The sequence below is a fragment of the Labrys sp. Lb11 genome (assembly GCF_057554225.1).
This window is the reverse complement of sequence record NZ_BAAJOT010000007.1, coordinates 226,071-245,872: the sequence shown is the minus strand read 5'-3', so window position 1 is coordinate 245,872 and position 19,802 is coordinate 226,071. Positions and strand designations below refer to the sequence as shown.

The 19,802-nt window shown below is 69.2% G+C and carries 10 protein-coding genes; 6 read left to right on the top strand and 4 right to left on the bottom strand.

Annotation, left to right across the window (positions count from 1 at the left end):
- Positions 1 to 22 precede the first annotated feature (22 nt).
- A complete protein-coding gene (locus AC27L4_RS26140) occupies positions 23 to 1,030 on the bottom strand; it encodes an NAD(P)H-binding protein (RefSeq protein WP_487145472.1) in 1,008 nt (335 codons plus the stop codon).
- A gap of 97 nt (positions 1,031 to 1,127) precedes the next feature.
- On the opposite strand from AC27L4_RS26140, the gene AC27L4_RS26135 reads away from it, so the two are divergent.
- From AC27L4_RS26135 to AC27L4_RS26115, 5 genes are all read left to right on the top strand, one after another.
- Positions 1,128 to 2,021: a LysR family transcriptional regulator gene (locus AC27L4_RS26135; RefSeq protein WP_487145470.1), complete on the top strand. Its 894-nt coding sequence runs from the start codon at positions 1,128 to 1,130 to the stop codon at positions 2,019 to 2,021.
- A 370-nt stretch (positions 2,022 to 2,391) separates the two neighbouring features.
- Entirely contained in the window at positions 2,392 to 4,236 is a 1,845-nt protein-coding gene (locus tag AC27L4_RS26130) for an HAD-IIIC family phosphatase (RefSeq protein WP_487145469.1), read from the top strand.
- The gene (locus AC27L4_RS26125) at positions 4,229 to 4,480 is read left to right on the top strand and encodes an acyl carrier protein (RefSeq protein WP_487145468.1); all 252 of its coding nucleotides are present in this window, start codon (positions 4,229 to 4,231) and stop codon (positions 4,478 to 4,480) included. The genes AC27L4_RS26130 and AC27L4_RS26125 overlap by 8 nt, the downstream gene beginning before the upstream one ends.
- A gap of 198 nt (positions 4,481 to 4,678) precedes the next feature.
- Positions 4,679 to 5,776, top strand: a complete 1,098-nt coding sequence (locus AC27L4_RS26120; RefSeq protein WP_487145466.1) for a WcbI family polysaccharide biosynthesis putative acetyltransferase — start codon at positions 4,679 to 4,681, stop codon at positions 5,774 to 5,776.
- A gap of 13 nt (positions 5,777 to 5,789) precedes the next feature.
- A complete protein-coding gene (locus AC27L4_RS26115) occupies positions 5,790 to 7,211 on the top strand; it encodes a MaoC/PaaZ C-terminal domain-containing protein (protein ID WP_487145465.1) in 1,422 nt (473 codons plus the stop codon).
- 192 nt (positions 7,212 to 7,403) lie between these two features.
- On the opposite strand, the gene AC27L4_RS26110 is transcribed toward AC27L4_RS26115, so the two are convergent.
- Positions 7,404 to 8,330 (bottom strand): class I SAM-dependent methyltransferase, encoded by a 927-nt coding sequence (locus AC27L4_RS26110; protein WP_487145464.1) that lies wholly within the window; start codon positions 8,328 to 8,330, stop codon positions 7,404 to 7,406.
- Positions 8,331 to 8,589: 259 nt separating this feature from the next.
- A complete protein-coding gene (locus AC27L4_RS26105) occupies positions 8,590 to 17,223 on the bottom strand; it encodes an Ig-like domain-containing protein (RefSeq protein WP_487145462.1) in 8,634 nt (2,877 codons plus the stop codon).
- 530 nt (positions 17,224 to 17,753) lie between these two features.
- On the opposite strand from AC27L4_RS26105, the gene AC27L4_RS26100 reads away from it, so the two are divergent.
- Complete coding sequence (locus AC27L4_RS26100; RefSeq protein ID WP_487145461.1) at positions 17,754 to 18,863, top strand: alpha/beta hydrolase-fold protein; 1,110 nt, start codon at positions 17,754 to 17,756, stop codon at positions 18,861 to 18,863.
- Positions 18,864 to 18,884: 21 nt separating this feature from the next.
- On the opposite strand, the gene AC27L4_RS26095 is transcribed toward AC27L4_RS26100, so the two are convergent.
- The gene (locus tag AC27L4_RS26095; protein ID WP_487145459.1) at positions 18,885 to 19,784 is read right to left on the bottom strand and encodes an NAD(P)-dependent oxidoreductase; all 900 of its coding nucleotides are present in this window, start codon (positions 19,782 to 19,784) and stop codon (positions 18,885 to 18,887) included.
- Positions 19,785 to 19,802: the final 18 nt, after the last annotated feature.

The following is a 19,802-nucleotide window of genomic DNA, read 5'->3' as shown; positions in this document are numbered from 1 at the left end:
TCATGTCGCCGTCCGCGCAGCCTCAGGCCGCGTGCGCCGTGCCTCCGTTCGCGGCGGGGAGGGCGCCGGGCAGGCAGCCGAGACCGGTCAGGGTGGCGCGCACGGCTTCGTCGAGCGGCGTGTGCGGCTCGGTGCCGAGCTCGGCCAGGAGGCGGGCATTGCTCAGGCGCACCGGTTGCTGCCAGAGGTAGCGCATCTCCGCGAGTTCGCGGAACAGCGGCACGACCGGCGCGGCGAGCCGCACCAGCGGCCAGGGGAAGGTCCGCCGCTTCAGGGCGGGATCGCCGACCACGCGCCGGATGGCGGCGATCATGCCGGTGCCGTCGGCGTCCCAGTGGCCGTCGATGTGGAAGGCGGCGAAGGCGGCGAGCCTGTCCTCGCGCTCCAGCAATTGCACCATGGTTTCGGCCACGTCCGGCAGATAGGCCCATTGGTGGCCGATGCCGGGGCGGCCGGGATCGCTGACCGCCGCCACCGGCCGTCCCGGCCTGACGAGGCCCTGCGAGAACCAGCTGTTGCCGGCCCTGGGGCCGAAGAAATCTCCGGCACGCACGATCAGCGCCCTGGCGCCTTCGTTTGAGGCAGCCCGCAGGCGCCGCTCCATCTCGGCGCGGATAAGGCCCTTACGGGTGGCCGGGTTCTGCGGCGACGCCTCGTCGAGGTCGGGCAGAGCGTCCGGCCCGTAATTGTAGACCGTGCCGGGCAGCAGGATGCGGGCGCCGCCGGCCCTGGCGGCGGCGATGGTGTTGTCGAGCATCGGCAGCACCAGCTCGCCCCAGTTGCGGTAGCCCGGCGGGTTGACCGCATGCACGATGACGGCGGCGCCCTCGGCCGCCGCGGCGACGTCGCGCGCCGACAGGGCGTCGCCCCGGAGCCAGGCGAGCCCGGCGCCGGCATGGCCGGCGGCGAGACCGGCGGGATTGCGGTGGAGGGCGCGGACGGTCCAGCCGCGGGATGCGAGGCGGCGGGCGACTTCGCCGCCGATGCCGCCGGTGGCGCCGAGGACCAGGGCGATGCGCAGGGCTGTCATGGGAGGCTCCGTTGGGCGAGTGAGGATGACGCGAGCATGCCCGCCGGCCCGGCTAAACGAAATTGTCGAAATTCCTGGGGTTGCTATACTGAAATCGATGAACAGGCCGGATCCGAGCTGGGACCTCTACCGAAGCTTCCTCGCCGTGCTGCGGGAGGGATCGCTGCTGGGCGCGGCGCGGGCGCTCGGCCTCACCCAGCCCACCGTCGGCCGCCATATCGACGCGCTGGAGGAAAGGATCGGGTTCGAGCTGTTCCTGCGCTCGCAGCGCGGCCTTGTCGCGACGGAGGCGGCGCTGGCCTTGCAGCCCCATGCCGAGGCGCTGGCGGCGGCGGCCTCGGCGCTGCTGCGTACCGCCTCCGGCCAGGGCCACGCCGTCGGCGGCACGGTGCGGGTCAGCGCCAGCGAAATCGTCGGCGCCGAAGTGCTGCCGCCGATCCTGGCGGAGCTGCGCGAGCGGCACCCGGCGCTGGAGATCGAGCTCATGCTTTCCAACGCCGTCGACAACCTGCTGCGCCGCGACGCCGACATCGCCGTGCGCATGACCGAGCCGGCACAGGAGGCGCTGCTGGTGCAGCGGGTCGGCACGGTCACCCTCGGCCTGCACGCCCATCGGCGCTATCTCGACCGCTGCGGCGTGCCGCCGAACCTGGCAGCGCTGGCGGGGCACAGCCTGGTCGGCTTCGACCGCGAGACCCCGGCGATCCGCAGCATGCGCCGGCGCATGCCCGGCTTCGAGGCGGTGCATTTCGCCCTGCGCACCGACAGCGACATTGCCCAGATGGCGGCGATCCGGGCCGGGTTCGGCATCGGCATCTGCCAGGTCGCATTGGCGCGGCGCGAGCCTGACCTGGTGCGGGTGCTGCCGGAAGCCTTCGCCCCGGCGCTGCCGGCCGCGGTGGCGATGCACGAGGATCTGCGTTCGACGCCGCGCTGCCGCGCCGTCTTCGACGCCCTGGTCGCCGGCCTGCGCCGCCATGTCGACGGCTGACGGCAGGGCGGCATGGAGAGCTCCGGACCGGCCCGCGACGCGGCATGTTCGCCACCACCGGCCCGTGCCTTGACGTTCCGTTGCGGCGTGTCTAGGATGTACGGACGGGAGTACGGGGGGTATTCCACGATCGAATATCGCATTGTGGGTTATTTCCCGTTCTGTTCAAGGTTTTTCCTAAAGTATTGATTGGCCTTTCGAGTTGATAATCTTCGGTCCGGACTCGATCCGGATCGCCTGCGGGGGCGAGTTCGATTCGCCGTCGCATCGGTGCCCTCCGAAGGATTTGCATGAACCGATGGTCCCTTTCGATCAGCCATGGCTCCCTAGCATCCCTGGGTGGCGAGAAGACCTGAAGCGCGCCGCCGAGTTGGCGGACGACGAGGCTTGGCTGGAACTGCGCCGGCTGTCGAACTCCAATCTGGACTTCCTCACCGTCAACCGGCTCGATGCCGTCCTGCGGCGCCGGTTTCCCGGAGGGCCGCCGGCGTCCGCCGCCGCCAACACCGTGTCGCTGGCGATCCTGAGCTCCTCGACGGCGACGCATCTCCTGCCCTCCATCCGCGTGGCGGCCCTGCGCCGGGGGCTGTGGGCCGGGCTCTATGAGGCCGATTACGGCCAGTACCTGCAGGAACTGGCGGACCGAAGCTCGAACCTGCACGCCTTCCGGCCCAACGCCGTCCTGCTGGCGCTCGACTCGCGCCACCTCCTCGGCGCGGCGAATGCGGCGCTCCAGGACGACCAGGCATCGGCCGTGGTCGAGGAGGCGCTCGGCCGCCTCGGCGACTGCTGGCGCCTGGCGAAGGAGGCCTTCGCCTGTCCCGTCTACCAGCAGACTCTCCTGCCGGTGTTCAACCCGCTGCTCGGCAGCAACGAGCATCGGCTGCCGGGGGCCGGCGCCACGCTGGTCGACGCGGTCAACGGCGGGATCCGCCGGCGGGCCGACGCGGCCGGTGTCAGCATTCTCGCCATCGACGCCCGGGTCGCCCGGGACGGCCTCGGCGCCTGGCACGACCCGGTCTTCTGGCATCGCGCCAAGCAGGAAGTCAGTCCGTCGGCGGCGCCCATGTATGGCGAGCTGCTCGCCAGGCTCCTTGCCGCCCGCGCCGGCCTGTCGGCCAAGTGCCTGGTCCTCGATCTCGACAACACGATCTGGGGCGGCGTGATCGGCGATGACGGCCTGGAAGGCATCGTGCTCGGCCAGGGCAGCGCTCTCGGCGAGGCCTTTGCCGAGGTCCAGGCCTATGCCAGGGAACTGGCGCGGCGCGGCGTCATCCTGGCGGTCTGCTCGAAGAACGACGAGGCGAACGCGCTTGCGGCCTTCGAGCGCCACCCGGAAATGGTGCTGCGGCGCGAGGACATCTCGGCCTTCGTGGCGAACTGGACCGACAAGGCGACGAACCTGCGCGCCATCGCCCGGCAGCTCAACATCGGCCTGGAGTCCCTCGTCTTCGTCGACGACAACCCGTTCGAGCGCAACCTGGTGCGCCAGGAGTTGCCGATGGTCCGGGTTCCGGAGGTTCCCGAGGATCCGGGGCTGGTCCCGGGCTGCCTGGCCGATGCCGGCTATTTCGAGGCCCTCGCCGTCACCGAGGAGGATCGGGAGCGGACGGGGCAGTACCGCTCCAACCTGGCCCGCGAGTCGCTGAAGGAACAGGCGACGGACATGGAGGCCTATCTGCGAGCCCTCGACATGCGGCTCGCCTGGCGCCGGTTCGATCCGGTCGGGCTGCAGCGCATCGTCCAGCTCATCAACAAGACCAACCAGTTCAATCTGACCACGCGCCGCTACACCGAGGACGAGGTCGTGGCGATCATGCGCGATCCCCGCTGCTTCGGCCTGCAGTTCCGCCTCGCCGACCGCTTCGGCGACAACGGGATGATCGCCGTCGCCATCGGCATGCTGGACCCGCAGCGCCCCGGCGAATGCGTCATCGACACCTGGCTCATGAGCTGCCGCGTCCTCGGCCGCAAGGTCGAGGAGGCAATGCTGAACGTGCTGGTCGAGGAGGCCCGGCGGGCCGGCGCCACCCGGCTCGTCGGCGAATATCGTCCGACGGCGAAGAACGCCATGGTCAGGGATCACTATGTCCGGCTCGGCTTTTCCGTGGTGGGGGAAGATCCGGCCGGCGGCCAGCGATCGGAGCTGGGCCTGGAGGCGTTCGTTCCCCACCAAGTCCACATGGCCATCCAGGGAGACGCCAGCCATGACTGATGCCGAAGTCTATGCCCAGCTCAACGAGATTTTCATCGACGTGTTCGGGGACGACGACATTCGCCTCGCGCCGAGCACGACCGCCAAGGACATCGAGGACTGGGATTCCTTCAATCACATCAATATCGTGCTGGCTGCTGAAAAGCGCTTCGGCGTCAAGTTCAAGACGTCCGAGGTCGAGGCGGTCCGCGATGTCGGCGAACTCGTGAAGATGATCCAGGACAAGCAGGGCGCATCCGCCTAGCCGTCCGTCCGGCAATCCCGCGCCGGGGAGCCGGCGAGCGGGGCGCGCACCATGGCGCGAGGCGACGGCCACCGATGCGGGCGGCAGGATCGATGACGGCCAGGGCGCGAGCAGCCCGCCGGATCGGCCGCCCCGGGGCTTTCAAACGGTCTGCAGGCTCGGGACGTGCGAAGTGTCGGAGGGGGGATGGTCAAGATCTTGTTCTATGGCGCCTGCCAGATCGGCGCGGTCCGCCGCGTCCTGATCCAGTACGGGCCGCCAATTGAAACGGAACTCATCAACAACTACAAGCTGATCCAGAGCGACAAGGATTTTCCATACGAAATCCTCAAGAATTATGATTTCGTCATCTACAATCCGCTGTTTACCCGGCCGCGCTGGAACACGGAGAAGCTCGTCGAAGTCTGCAGGGGTATCGGCGTAAGGACGATCAGCTTCCCTCTGCCGGAGTGGCGGGGATATTTCCCCGGCATAGCCAAGGGCGGCTTCGGCGCCGCGTCGACATGGCACTATCCAGCGCTGTTCAAGGTCGCGGCGGAGTACGAGCGGTTCGAGGACTTCGAGGACTTCATCGTCGAGGAGCACGTGCCGGCCAATGTCCTGGCCAATGCGGAGAACTCGACGGCGGTAGCGACGCGGACGGAGGAGTTCGGCGAGGTCCAGGTGAAGATCGCGCCGTTCATCGAGCAGAACTACCGCCATGCCCGGCTGTTCCTGACGACGATGCATCCGGCCGGCGCCCTCTATCACGAGATCATCCGCCAGATCGCCGAGCAGACCGGCATCCGGATCGACCCCTCGTTCTACTGGCGTACCGAGGAGGTGCAGCCCGGCTACAAGGATCCGATCCTGCCCGGGACCAGCCGGGCCCTCGGGCTCCGCTTTCGGGACAGCGAGTATCAGCGGACGAACATCTTCAAGAACGGTCGCATTCTGTCCCTGAGACAATATCTGAAGTTGTATTTCTATGGTTCCCGGGAAATCTCCTACTATGAGGCGACGACGGACACCGTCATCAAGGGCGTGAGCGGTTCCTCCGTGAAACTCTCTGCCGACCAACTCTTCCCGGTCCGGAAGCACGGTGTCGTGTTCGGGCTGGCGCAAGATGACGCCAGCCGCGGCGACACGCCGGTGCTCGTGCTCGAATCCGGGGACCATGACACGCTCATCGGCCGTGTCAGCTATCTGTACATGCCGCACTGGATCAGGCGCGACTTCTTCCCCAAGGCTGCGGCGGAGAGGGCGAAGCTGGTGCGGACGGTCGACGAGGACGAGGTTTCCCCAGTGGGCAATTGAGGGCGGATGACGCATGGACCCGTTCGCAAGCCGGATTTTTTCTCCCGACGACCAGGCTCGCTTCGCGCGCCTGTCCGGCGACATCAACCCGATGCACATGGATCCGGTGGCCGCCCGCCGCACCCAGATGGGGGCGCCGGTCGTCCACGGCATCCACACCCTGCTGTGGGCGCTCGATGCGCTGGAAGCGCGGCAGCCCGTGCTGGCGGCGGCGAGCGGCGTGCAGGTGCGCTTCGCCAAGCCGGTCTATGTGGGCGACGCCGTCACCTGCGTCCTGGCTCGTCGCACCGAGGCCGAGGCGCAGATCCGGATCGTGGCGCGATCGGCGACCGTCGCGACGGTGCGCGTCCCGCTCGGCTCGGCGCCGCCGCCCGCGGTCGCAGCCGCGGAACCCGCGCGCATCGCGGCGGCCTCGGCCCCGCGCGAACTGGCGCTCGGCGAACTTGCCGGCCTCGGCGGCGTCCTCGATCATGCGGTGCGGCAGGCCGAGATCGCCGCCGCCTTCCCGGCCGCCGCCGGGGCCCTGGGCGGGGCGCGGGTGCAGGCGCTGGCGGCCTTGTCGCGCCTGGTCGGGATGGATTGTCCCGGCCTGCATTCGATCTTCGGCGTGGCCCGGGTGGCGTTCGTCGATCGGGGTGGGCCGGTGTCGTACCGGGTGACGTCGGTCGACGAGCGGTTCCGCCTGGTGCGGATGGAGGTGGCCGGCGGCGGGCTCGCCGGGGAGGTCGAGGCGTTCTCGCGGCATCCGCCGGTACCGCAGCCGGGCCTCGCCTCGGTGGCCGAGCGGGTCAGTCCAGGGGAGTTCGCCGGCGTACGAGCCCTGATCATCGGCGGATCGCGTGGGCTGGGCGAAGTCACGGCCAAGATCATCGCCGCGGGGGGCGGCCGCGTGATCGTGACCTATGCCGTCGGTCAGGCCGAGGCTTTGCGACTGGCGGCGGAGATCGAAGCCTTCGGTGGCCAGTGCGACACGCTGCGCTATGATGCGACGGCCCCGTTCGAGGCGCAGGTTCAGGACAAGCCGGACATCAACCAGCTCTATTACTTCGCCACGGGCCGAATCTACCAGGGCAAGGAGCAGGTGTACGAGCCAGGCCTGTTCCGGACATTCGTCGCGTTCTATGTGGATGGCTTCCACGAGTTGTGCCGGAACCTGGCGGCCGAGGGGCGGTCCCTGAGCGCCTTCTATCCTTCGACCGTGTTCATCGACGAGGATTCGCCCGATTTCACCGAATATGCCATGGCCAAGGCCGCAGGCGAGGCCCTGTGCCGACGCCTCAACCGGCCTGCGGGCGGCCTCCAGGTCCTGAGCCGGCGGCTACCACGCATGGTGACGGACCAGACCGCCAGCGTCGTGGCCACCGCGGCGCTGCCGGCGCTCGATGTCATGCTGCCGCTGGTGCGGGAGATGCGGGCGCTGGAGCCGGCGGCCTGAGACCTCGTCCGGAACCTTGCCACGACGGCGAACCGACGGCGCCTTCCGTGCTTCCGGTGCTCGCGGACCCCAAGTCCGCTGCGCTCCGGTTCTCGAAGGCGCCGCCATCTCGGAGCCGACCGATCTTCGGTCGGGCTCCCGCTCACCCCCGCGCGTTTCCAGGCTGGCTCCGGCCGCCGGGGCCCGGAGACGTCAGTCGGCCCGTTGCGCGATGAAGATGCTGGAGATCGTCAGCTTCTTGCGGCGCGCGGCGTCCAGCGTCTGGTTCGTCGCCGGGAAGAAGGCGCTCTCGATGATCTTGTAGCCGGCGTCGACGACGAACCGTTCCATGGCCTCCGTCGTCTCCGGGTTGAACAGGTGATCGGGCGCCGGGCTGTTGATCGGCACGTGCAGGAACAGCCGGCCGTCCGGCGTGAGCAGCTTGCGCAGCATCCTCAGGGCGTTGTGCGGATCCTCGATATGCTCGAGAACCTCGCTCAGGACCACGCTGTCGAACTGGCCCGTGGCGCCGTCCAGGAAGTTCTGCAGCTCCAGCTTGGGCAGGCGCGTCAGGCCGAGCAGGCCAAGGGCCTCGGCGGTGATGTTGAGCGAAGCCTGCGAGATCTCCCAGCCGCGGACCGAGCCGGCACGGGGGTCGGATGCCGCCAGGTAGAGGAACAGGCCGTGGCCGGGGCCGATTTCGAGATGCGAGTAGCCTTCCTTGTTGCCGGGAAGGAAGTTGTCGCGGTAAAAGATGATGCTGTTGGCGTGATTGCTCCACCATAGCTGTGTCAGAAGAAGGCCATTCATGTAATGGGTCATGTACTCCTTGCGGGAGTACACGTCGCGATAGGCCTCATCGAAAGCCGATACGCGGTAGCTGCCGGTTCTGCGGAAGTGATATTCTTCCTCCAGCATCGTCTTGCAGATCCAGTCATAGTCCTCCGCATGACGGATCTCGTCGCCATCGATCAAGGCTGTGACATGGCCCGCAAGGGACTCCAGGCTGGCAATCTCGGATTCACTCAGGTTTTCAAACCGCCGGCGAAGAAATTTTTCCTGTTGAGGCGTGACTGACAGCTGAACTTCGAGAAGACGAGACAGCTTCGGCGCAATATCTTGATTGATATCAGGTATCATTGATCTGTCCTAATGGATTGGGACGCATGACTACCGAGTCGCCACGGTAGATGACCCAATGCCCTGGCGCAAGGGACGCAACGTGAGGAGCTGGCGTCGCGGCCGCGATCAGCGCCATGTTGCGCCGGGGGGCCATGCCGTGCCGGTCTTCGACGACAGCCGGCTGCGCGAAATCCCGGAGCCGGACCGAGGGGCGACCGGATTCGCTCGGGCGCCCCTCAACCGGCCGACCTTTGGTCAGGCTCTCGGCTCCGATTCTCTACACGAACACGAAGTCGCCGGCCGTCAGGCTGGCCAATGTGACACCGGTCAGCTTGATCGTATCGCTCGGGTCGAGCGTGATGATCAGGTCGGACCCGACTTGAGCGGCATGGCTCTGCACCTGGCTGAAATCGGCGAAGACGGTGTGGTCGAACCGGATGAGGTCGTGGCCCGTGCCGGCCGCCTGGAAATCGGTGATCGTGTCCTTGCCGAAGGCGGCGGAGTTGAACGCGAACGTATCGGTTCCGCCGTGTCCGAGATAGAGATCATTGCCCGAGCCGCCGCTCAGCGTATCATTGCCGGTGGATCCGATGACGGCGAGCGCCGACGTTCCGGCGTTTCCCGCTGCGTCGGTCGCGGTCGCCTGGAACACGTGGACCGTGTTCGCCAGCGCAGCCGTGGTGAAGCTGAAGGCACCGCTGCCGTTCGCGGTTGTCGAGCCGAGCGAGGTCGTGCCGTCGCGGATCGTCACGGTGCTGGCCGCTTCCGATGTCCCGGCCAGGGTTACCCTGTTGCGTGAGTCGATCGACTCCGTGGCGAAGGCCGGCGTCGGCGCCGTCGTATCGACCGTGATGTTGAGCGCGGACGAGTTGCCGCCGGTATTGCCCGCGAGATCGGTTGCGAAGGCGCGGACGTGATGCAGGCCCTCACCAAGGGTGATGTCCATGGTGAAGGCGCCGCCGGCTGCGACGGCGGCGCCGAGGATCGCCTCGGCGCCGTCGCGCACGCCGTTGTTGTTGGCGTCGTCGAACAAGGTGACCGTCGCGCCGGTTTCCCCGCTGCCGCTGATCGTCAGCGCGGTCGTGGTCCTGGTGATGTTGTCGGTCTGGCTTGAGCCCGTATCGTCGGCGGCGGCGAGATCGAGGCTCGCGGGTGTCGTGGGCGCCGTCGTGTCGATGGTCAGGTCCAGCGCCGCCGAGGCGGCGCTGACATTGCCGGCAAGGTCGGTCTGGAAGGCGCGCACATGGTGCAGACCCGTCGCCAGCGCGATATCCATGGTGAAGGCGCCACCTGCCGCGACGGCGGTGCCGAGGATCGCCTCGGAACCATTGCGCACGCCGTTGTTGTTGGCATCGTCGAACAGCGTCACCGTCGCGCCGGTCTCGGCCCCGCCGCTGACCGTCAGGCCGGTCGTGTTCCTGGTGACGTTGTCGGTGTTGCTCGCGCCGGTGTCGTCGGCCGCGGCGAGATCGAGGCTCACGGGGGCTGCGGGAGTCGTCGTGTCGACCGTGATGTCCAACGCCGCGGAGGCGTTGCTGGCATTGCCCGCGAGATCGGTTGCGAAGGCACGGACGTGATGCACGCCCTCTGCGAGGGCGATATCCGTGATGAAGGCGCCGCCGGCCGCGACGGCGGTGCCGAGGATCGCCTCGGCGCCGTCGCGCACGCCGTTGTCGTTGGCGTCGTCGAACAGCGTCACCGTCGCGCCGGTTTCCCCGCTGCTGCTGATCGTCAGCGCGGTCGTGTTCCCGGTGATGTTGTCGACCTGGCTCGCGCCCGTGTCGTCGGCGGCGGCGAGGTCGAGGCTCGCGGGAGCCGCGGGGGCCGTCGTGTCGACGGTGATGTCCAGGGCCGCTGAGACGCCACTGATATTGCCGGCGAGATCCATCTCGAACGCGCGGACGTGATGCAGGCCCTCACCGAGCGCGATGTCCGTGGCGAAGGCGCCGCCGGCCGCGACGGCGATGCCGAGGATCGCCTCGGCGCCGTCGCGCAGACCGTTGTCGTTGGCGTCGTCGAACAAGGTGATCGTTGCGCCGGTTTCCCCGCTGCCGCTGATCGTCAGCGCGGTCGTGTTCCCGGTGATGTTGTCGACCTGGCTCGCGCCCGTGTCGTCGGCGGCGGCGAGGTCGAGGCTCGCGGGCGTCACGGGGGCCGTCGTGTCGATGGTCAGGTCCAGCGCCGTCGAGGTGCCGCTGACATTGCCCGCCGTGTCGGTCTGGAAGGCGCGGACATGGTGCAGCCCCGCTGCAAGGGCGACGTCGATCGTGAAGGCGTCGCTCACCGCAAGGGCGGTGCCGAGCACGGCCTCGGAACCATCGCGCAGGCCGTTGTTGTTGGTATCGTCGAACAGCGTGACAGTCGCGCCGGTCGCGGCGACGCCGCTGATCGTCAACCCGGAGGTTTGTGCGGTCACGTTGTCGATCTGGCTCGCGCCCGTATCATCCTCCGCGGCGAGGGCGAGATTGGTCGGCGCCGCCACAGGACTTGCGATGATCGTCACATCCAGTGCCGCCGAGGCGGCGCTGACATTGCCGGCGAGATCCGTTGCGAAGGCGCGGACGTGATGCACGCCCTCTGCGAGGGCAATATCCGTGGTGAAGGCGCCGCCGGCCGCGACGGCGGTGCCGAGGATCGCCTCGGCGCCGTCGCGCACGCCGTCGTCGTTGGCATCGTCGAAGAGGGTGATGGTCGATCCGCTTTCCGCGTCTCCACTGATCGTCAGCCCGGAGGTCTGCGCGGTGACGTTGTCGGTGTTGCTCGCGCCGGTGTCATCTTCCGCGGCGAGATCGAGGCTCGCCGGCGCCGCGGGCGGCGGCGTGTCGATGGTGATGTCCAGCGTCGCCGAGGCGGTGCCGACATTGCCGGCCGTATCGGTCTGGACGGCGCGGACATGGTGCAGGCCCTCCGCCAGGGCGATGTCCGTGGTGAAGGCGCCGGCGGCCGCGACGACGGTGCCGAGGACCACCTCGGCGCCGTCGCGCACGCCGTTGTTGTTGGCGTCGTCGAACAGCGTCACCGTCGCGCCGGTCTCGGCGCTGCCGCTGATCGTCAGGCCGGTCGTAGCCCTGGTGATGTTGTCGGTGTTGCTCGCGCCGGTGTCGTCCTCCGCCGCGAGGTCGAGGGCTGCCGGCGCCGCGGGCGGCGTCGTGTCGATGGTGATGTCCACCGCCGCCGAGGCGCTGCCGACATTGCCGGCCGTATCGGTCTGGACGGCGCGGACGTGGTGCAGGCCCTCTGCCAGGGCGATGTCCGTGGTGAAGGCGCCGCCGGCCGCGACAACCGTCCCGAGGATCGCCTCGGCGCCGTCGCGCACGCCGTTGTCGTTGGCGTCGTCGAACAGCGTCACCGTCGCACCGGTCTCGGCGCTGCCGCTGATCGTCAGGCCGGTCGTAGCCCTGGTGATGTTGTCGGTGTTGCTCGCGCCGGTGTCGTCCTCCGCCGCGAGGTCGAGGGCTGCCGGCGCCGCGGGCGGCGTCGTGTCGATGGTGATGTCCAGCGCCGCCGAGGCGGTGCCGACATTGCCGGCGAGATCGGTTGCGAAGGCGCGGACGTGGTGCAGGCCCTCCGCCAGGGCGATGTCCGTGGTGAAGGCGCCGCCGGCTGCGATAACCGTCCCGAGGACCGCCTCGGCGCCGTCGCGCACGCCGTTGTCGTTGGCGTCGTCGAACAGCGTCACCGTCGCGCCGGTCTCGGCGCTGCCGCTGATCGTCAGCCCGGAGGTCTGCGCGGTGACGTTGTCGGTGTTGCTCGCGCCGGTGTCGTCCTCCGCCGCGAGGTCGAGGGCCGCCGGCGCCGCGGGGGGCGTCGTGTCGATGGTGATGTCCACCGCCGCCGAGGCGGTGCCGACATTGCCGGCCGTATCGGTCTGGACGGCGCGGACGTGGTGCAGGCCCTCCGCCAGGGCGATGTCCGTGGTGAAGGCGCCGCCGGCCGCGACAACCGTCCCGAGGATCGCCTCGGCGCCGTCGCGCACGCCATTGTCGTTGGCGTCGTCGAACAGCGTCACCGTCGCGCCGGTCTCGGCGCTGCCGCTGATCGTCAGGCCGGTCGTAGCCCTGGTGATGTTGTCGGTGTTGCTCGCGCCGGTGTCGTCCTCCGCCGCGAGGTCGAGGGCTGCCGGCGCCGCGGGCGGCGTCGTGTCGATGGTGATGTCCAGCGCCGCCGAGGCGGTGCCGACATTGCCGGCCGTATCGGTCTGGACGGCGCGGACGTGGTGCAGGCCCTCCGCCAGGGCGATATCCGTGGTGAAGGCGCCGCCGGCCGCGACAACCGTCCCGAGGACCGCCTCGGCGCCGTCGCGCACGCCATTGTCGTTGGCGTCGTCGAACAGCGTCACCGTCGCGCCGGTCTCGACGCTGCCGCTGATCGTCAGCCCGGTCGTGGTCCTGGTGATGTGGTCGGTCTGGCTGACGCCCGTGTCGTCGGCCGCGGCGAGGACGAGGGCCGCCGGCGCCGCGGGCGGCGTCGTGTCGATGGTGATGTCCAGCGCCGTCGAGGCGCTGCTGACATGGCCTCCCGTATCGGTCTGGACGGCACGGACATGGTGCAGGCCCTCCGCCAGGGCGATATCCGTGGCGAAGGCGCCGCCGGCCGCGATGACGGTGCCGAGGACCACCTCGGCGCCGTCGCGCACGCCGTTGTTGTTGGCGTCGTCGAACAGCGTCACCGTCGCGCCGGTCTGCGCAATGCCGCTGATCGTCAGGCCGGACGTCTGCGACGTCACATTGTCGATCTGGCTCACGCCCGTGTCGTCGGCCGCCGCCAGATCCAGGCTGGTCGGAGCGCTGGCGCCGGGCAGCGTGTACTCGATATGCAGCAGCGGCGCCGTCGCCGCGCCCGACTCGAAGGCATTCGCGGTGCGGTGGCCATCGCCTGCGATGATGAAGGCGAGCGCATTGCCGGCGGACCAGCCGGTCTGCGACACCACTTCCTGCACGAGTTGCGACAGGTCGGCGGTCCTTTCCACCAGCCCGCTCTCTCCGACCACCGTCCATGCGTCCGGCGACCAGGTCACCGTGCTGGCCGTGGTCGGCCGGCTCGAGACGTTGCCGGTCGTCGACGTGAAGGTCGCGGCGTTGAGCGAGGCCTGCGCCTTGATGGTCAGCGTGGTGGCGTCGGATTGGCGCTCATGGGCGGTGAACTGGATCCACGCCGCCGTGATGACCGCGCCGGGCGGGATGTCGAGGCCGGCGAAGCGCACGCCGACCGTCTGCACGCCCCAATAGTCGACATCGTTGGTCAGCTCCAGGTCGCTGCTGCCCAGATACATCTGGCCGGTCGAGCGCTGCTCCTCGGCGTCGTCCGAACCGGCCGACACCCGCACGTCGACCTGCGTCGGCGCCGCCTCGATCGTCAGGTCCAGCGCCGCCGAGGCGGCGCTGACATTGCCGGCACGGTCGGTCTGGACGGCGCGCACATGGTGCAGGCCCACCGCGAGCGCGATGTCCGTGGTGAAGGCGCCGCCGGCCGCGACGGCGGTGCCGAGGATCGCCTCGGCGCCGTCGCGCGCGCCGTTGTCGTTGGCGTCGTCGAACAGCGTCACGGTCGCGCCGGTCTCGGCGCTGCCGCTGATCGTCAGCCCGGAGGTCTTCGAGGTGACGTTGTCGCTCGGGCTCACGCCGGTGTCGTCTTCCGCCGCGAGATCGAGGTTGGTCGGCGCGTTCGCCACGGTGTCGATGGTGATGTCCAGCGCCGTCGAGGCGCTGCTGACATTGCCCGCCGTATCGGTCTGGAAGGCGCGGACATGGTGCAGTCCCTCCGCCAGGGCGATGTCCGTGGTGAAGGCGCCGCCGGCTGCGACAACCGTCCCGAGGACCGCCTCGGCGCCGTCGCGCACGCCGTTGTCGTTGGCGTCGTCGAACAGCGTCACCGTCGCGTCGGTCTGCGCGCTGCCGCCGATCGTCAAGCCGGACGTTTGCGACGTCACATTGTCGGTCTGGCTCGCGCCCGTGTCGTCGGCCGCGGCGAGATCGAGGTTGGTCGGCGCCGCCACGGGACTTGCGACGATTGTCACATCCAGCGCCGCCGAGGCGCTGCCCACATTGCCGGCGAGATCGGTTGCGAAGGCGCGGACATGGTGCAGGCCCTCCGCCAGGGCGATGTCGGTGGTGAAGGCGCCGCCGGCTGCGACAACCATCCCGAGGATCGCCTCGGCGCCGTCGCGCACGCCGTTGTCGTTGGCGTCGTCGAACAGCGTCACCGTCGCGCCGGTCTCGGCGCTGCCGCTGATCGTCAGCCCGGAGGTCTGCGCGGTGACGTTGTCGGTGTTGCTCGCGCCGGTGTCGTCCTCCGCCGCGAGGTCGAGGGCCGCCGGCGCCGCGGGGGGCGTCGTGTCGATGGTGATGTCCAGCGTCGCCGAGGCGGTGCCGACATTGCCGGCCGTATCGGTCTGGACGGCGCGGACATGGTGCAGGCCCTCCGCCAGGGTGATGTCCGTGGTGAAGGCGCCGCCGGCCGCGACAACCGTCCCGAGGGTCGCCTCGGCGCCGTCGCGCACGCCGTTGTCGTTGGCGTCGTCGAACAGCGTCACCGTCGCGCCGGTCTCGGCGCTGCCGCTGATCGTCAGCCCGGTCGTGGTCCTGGTGATGTGGTCGGTCTGGCTGGCGCCCGTGTCGTCGGCCGCGGCGAGGACGAGGGCCGCCGGCGCCGCGGGCGGCGTCGTGTCGATGGTGATGTCCAGCGCCGTCGAGGCGCTGCTGACATGGCCTCCCGTATCGGTCTGGACGGCGCGGACATGGTGCAGGCCCTCCGCCAGGGCGATATCCGTGGCGAAGGCGCCGCCGGCCGCGATGACGGTGCCGAGGACCACCTCGGCGCCGTCGCGCACGCCGTTGTTGTTGGCGTCGTCGAACAGCGTCACCGTCGCGCCGGTCTGCGCAATGCCGCTGATCGTCAGGCCGGACGTCTGCGACGTCACATTGTCGATCTGGCTCACGCCCGTGTCGTCGGCCGCCGCCAGATCCAGGCTGGTCGGAGCGCTGGCGCCGGGCAGCGTGTACTCGATATGCAGCAGCGGCGCCGTCGCCGCGCCCGACTCGAAGGCATTCGCGGTGCGGTGGCCATCGCCTGCGATGATGAAGGCGAGCGCATTGCCGGCGGACCAGCCGGTCTGCGACACCACTTCCTGCACGAGTTGCGACAGGTCGGCGGTCCTTTCCACCAGCCCGCTCTCTCCGACCACCGTCCATGCGTCCGGCGACCAGGTCACCGTGCTGGCCGTGGTCGGCCGGCTCGAGACGTTGCCGGTCGTCGACGTGAAGGTCGCGGCGTTGAGCGAGGCCTGCGCCTTGATGGTCAGCGTGGTGGCGTCGGATTGGCGCTCATGGGCGGTGAACTGGATCCACGCCGCCGTGATGACCGCGCCGGGCGGGATGTCGAGGCCGGCGAAGCGCACGCCGACCGTCTGCACGCCCCAATAGTCGACATCGTTGGTCAGCTCCAGGTCGCTGCTGCCCAGATACATCTGGCCGGTCGAGCGCTGCTCCTCGGCGTCGTCCGAACCGGCCGACACCCGCACGTCGACCTGCGTCGGCGCCGCCTCGATCGTCAGGTCCAAGGCCGCCGAGGCGGCGCTGACATTGCCGGCACGGTCGGTCTGGACGGCGCGCACATGGTGCAGGCCCACCGCGAGCGCGATGTCCGTGGTGAAGGCGCCGCCGGCCGCGACGGCGGTGCCGAGGATCGCCTCGGCGCCGTCGCGCACGCCGTTGTCGTTGGCGTCGTCGAATAGCGTCACGGTCGCGCCGGTCTCGGCGCTGCCGCTGATCGTCAGCCCGGAGCTCTTCGAGGTGACGTTGTCGGTCGGGCTCACGCCGGTGTCGTCTTCCGCCGCGAGATCGAGGTTGGTCGGCGCGTTCGCCACGGTGTCGATGGTGACCACATAGATCGAGGAGCCGCCGGTGGTTCCTCCCGCGCTCGTCAACGTCGCGCTCAGGCTATAGGTCACCCCGTTGCTGAGCGCGGGCGTGGTGATATCGACGAAACCGTTGCTGATGTCGGCGGCCGTCAGGGTCAGCGGATTTCCGAGTGCTGAGCCGCCGTTGTATAGCTGCACGGTGGAACCGTCCGCGGCATCGGTCCCGGCCAGGCTGATGCGCACCGTCGGCCGGGTGTCGTCGGTCACGCCGCCGCTCGCCACGTCCCCGATGACAGGCCCCACGTCGTCCGCGGCCGTCGTGATCGCCATCGGCGCGCCGCTCACCGGCGCGAAGGTCATGATCGGCGCGGTGCCGCTCGAGCCCAGGGCCGGCAGGTTGTACATGGTTTCGATCGTATGCAGCAGGCTGTAGAGGTCGAGGAGCTGGCTGTTCTGTCCCGCCCCGACGCCCGCGCCGAAGACGACCGTCGTGATGTGATTGCTGGTCGTGCCGCCGTCTTCGTCGAAGGTGAGGACCAGAATGCTGTTATGGGTCGTCGCCCAATTTGCATAGGCGCTGATATTGGCGCTGAGCCATTGATCCCCCTGGGCAATGGTGCCGTTGTGCATGTCGTTGTCGACATTGGGGACGACGAAGGAGACGGTCGGCAGCGTGCTGAAATCGGTCGGGAACTGGCTGAAATCCCGCCCCATGTTCTGCGAGTCGCCAAAGCTCTCCCAGGGATCATGATCGCGATCCCGTTCGAATTCGGCATAGCCGAGAAAGCTGCGCCCCGCTTGTGCCAGCTCGCCTCCCAGCGTTGTCACTGTCGGAAAGAAGAAGGTGCCGTCCGTCGTGACGCCTTGCGTCGAGCCCGTGAATACGGCAAAGTAATTCGGCTGACTCGGGTGGGCAATGGCGTGAAAATTGGTGAATGACGTACCCTGAAGGGCCAGGGCATTGATGTATGGTGCGTCAGGATTTCCGATTATTTCCGAGTATCCGTGGTTTTCTTCAAACACGACCACGATATGATCTGGAGAATTGGCCATTCGAACCCCCCGATCCGTCAGAGTCATTATCCATTGGAGTTCGCCACTGTCCTTCGATCCTCGCGAGATCGGACATGGCTTTCTCGTGTCGCGCAAATTTCCCGATGCGTCCCGCCCTTGGCTCGGCCAAGACGGCAGACGGTGGCCCCGTCGCGTGCTGCGCCCCGTATTGACGTAGCGTTCCATGATAGATCGGAGCGGCGCCATGCACCTCCTTCATTTGGATGATGCAGTCGCCGAGACCCGGCACGTCCGGCCAAGCCGCCATGTATTCACGACGTGGCCCGGGTGATGGGAAGGCACCCGCACCCGGCGTTCGACGTCCTCGGCCATTCTCGCCATGCCGTGGAGTGGCGAAGATCAGGAGGCACTCTTCGGCCGCGGAGCTTCGCCGGGCGGCGAGACGGTTCCCCGGCTCCGCCCGGGCCTGCCGGTTCGGGCCGCGTCGATCTCGGGTCGCAAGATGCAAATCAAGCATGGCGGAAGCCGGCGGAAGCTGCTTAGGCTCCGACATCACCGGAACGATGCCCTTGGCCCCAACCTTTTCCTCCTCGCCCCTTCCGCCGTCGAGCCGCGCCTATACCTGGGTGGATGGAGAAGGGCGCGTCCATTTCCGCCTGCATGCGCCGTCGGCACGACGGGTTGCGGTGTTCTTCCCGGCGGCGAACCGCTCGGGCGACGGGTTCACGGCCATGGCGCGGGATGGGGACGGGGCGTGGGGAGTCACGGTGGGCCCGGTTGCGCCGGATCTCTACGAGTACTGGTTCGACGTCGACGGCTTTCGCAGCATCGACACCGGCCGCGCGCTGGTCAAGCCGCAGCGCCATGTCGAGACCAGCCTGATCCTGGTGCCGGGCGGCATCCTGGACGAGCGCGCGGTGGCGCACGGGCAGGTGCGCAGCCTGGCATTGCACTCGGCCGCGCTCGGATCGGAGCGGACGATCCTGGTCTACACGCCGCCGGGCTACGAGGAGGCCGCCGCGCCCCTGCCGGTGCTGTTCCTCTATCACGGCTTCGGCGACACCGTGGAGAGCTGGGTCAGGCAGGGGCGGGCTCCCCAGATTCTCGACAACCTCCTGGCGGAGGAGCGCATCGTGCCGATGGTCGTGGTGATGCCCGGCGCCGAAGCCGACATGCCCGGCCTGATCCCGGAGGATTTCGCCCCGGAGGACCGGCGGCGCCTGTTCTTCGGGCCGAACGCGATCGCCGTGGACCGCGAACTGACCGAGGATATCCTGCCGGCGGTGACGCAGCACTTCCGGGTGCGCGGCGACGCCGACGGCCGGGCGATCGCCGGCCTGTCGCAAGGCGGCTACCAGGCCCTGGTGTCGGGGCTGGGGCGCCCCGGCACTTTCGCCTGGCTCGGCACGTTCAGCGGCGTCGGGCCGACGCGCGTGCCCCATGACGGCATCACGGCGGCGCTGCGGCGGCCCGACGAGCTCAACCGCCTGCTGCGGCTGTTCATGGTGACCACCGGCGCCGACGACCCGGTGACGGGCGCCGAGGCCGCCGAGCTGAGGGCCGAGCTCGAGACCCGCGCGATCTCCCACCTCTACCGCGACTATCCCGGCCTCGGGCACGAGATGGCGTCCTGGCGGGCTTCGCTGATCGAGTTCCTGCCGTTGCTCTTCCGCCGCTGACGGCCGGCCCGCGCGTCCGCCTCAGGCCTTGTCGGGCCGGGTGCTGACCAGGAAGGTGGCGGCCATGTCCATGTCGCCGTGCCCGGCCTCGATGGCCCGGCGGAACCGCCTGAGGCCGGCGACGGCCACGTCGACCTCGAGGCCGGCGTCCTCGGCCGCCTCGACGATCAGCCGGGAATCCTTGGCGGCGTTCTCCACCGAGAAGCTGGGCGTGTAGTCGCCGGCCAGGATCGCCGCGGACTTGGCCTGGAAGTAGAGATTGTCGGTCGGGCCGCCGGTGATCGCATCGACGAGATGCCTGGGGTCGACGCCCAGGCCCCTGGCGATGGCGATGCTCTCGGCGACGCCGTGGGTCAGCGCGAAGATCCAGTGGTTGAGCGCCAGCTTGAGGCGGCTGCCGGCGCCGGCCGTGTCGGCGAGCCAGATCGTACGCTTGCCGATGGCGTCGAAGACCGGCTGGATGCGCCCGCGCTCCGCCGGCGGACCGGAGGCGAGGACGAGCAACTGGGCCTGCTCGGCCGGCTGCCGGCTGCCGAGCACCGGCGCGTCGTAGAAGACGAGGCCGTGCCGCTCGGCGAAGGCGGCGAGCGGGGCGAGAGCGGCGACGCCGACGGTGCTGACCTGGCCCCAGACGGTGCCGGGCGCCAGATCCGGTCCCGCCGCCGTCATCGCCTCCAGCACGCGGGGGCCGTCATTGAGCACGGTCAGGACGATGTCGGCGCCGCGGACCGCGTCCGCCGGCGTGTCGGCCACCGCGACGCCGGCTTCGGCCAGGGCCTCGGCCTTGGCGCGGGTGCGGTTCCAGGCGCGGACGGCGAAGCCGCGCCTGGCGAGGTTGCGCGCCACTGGCGCGCCCATGATGCCGGTGCCGAGGACGGCGATGGTCGCGGCCGGCGCGGCCGCTGTGTCGGTGTCGGTCATGTCTTGCGTCTCCAGCTT

Bases quoted from the DNA above. Each gene is read 5' to 3' on its own strand.
- AC27L4_RS26125 (WP_487145468.1), top strand. From the start codon at position 4,229: ATGACTGATGCCGAAGTCTATGCCCAGCTCAACGAGATTTTCATCGAC.
- AC27L4_RS26115 (WP_487145465.1), top strand. From the start codon at position 5,790: ATGGACCCGTTCGCAAGCCGGATTTTTTCTCCCGACGACCAGGCTCGC.
- AC27L4_RS26095 (WP_487145459.1), bottom strand. From the start codon at position 19,784: ATGACCGACACCGACACAGCGGCCGCGCCGGCCGCGACCATCGCCGTC.
- AC27L4_RS26140 (WP_487145472.1), bottom strand. From the start codon at position 1,030: ATGACAGCCCTGCGCATCGCCCTGGTCCTCGGCGCCACCGGCGGCATC.
- AC27L4_RS26110 (WP_487145464.1), bottom strand. From the start codon at position 8,330: ATGATACCTGATATCAATCAAGATATTGCGCCGAAGCTGTCTCGTCTT.
- AC27L4_RS26105 (WP_487145462.1), bottom strand. From the start codon at position 17,223: ATGGCCAATTCTCCAGATCATATCGTGGTCGTGTTTGAAGAAAACCAC.
- AC27L4_RS26135 (WP_487145470.1), top strand. From the start codon at position 1,128: ATGAACAGGCCGGATCCGAGCTGGGACCTCTACCGAAGCTTCCTCGCC.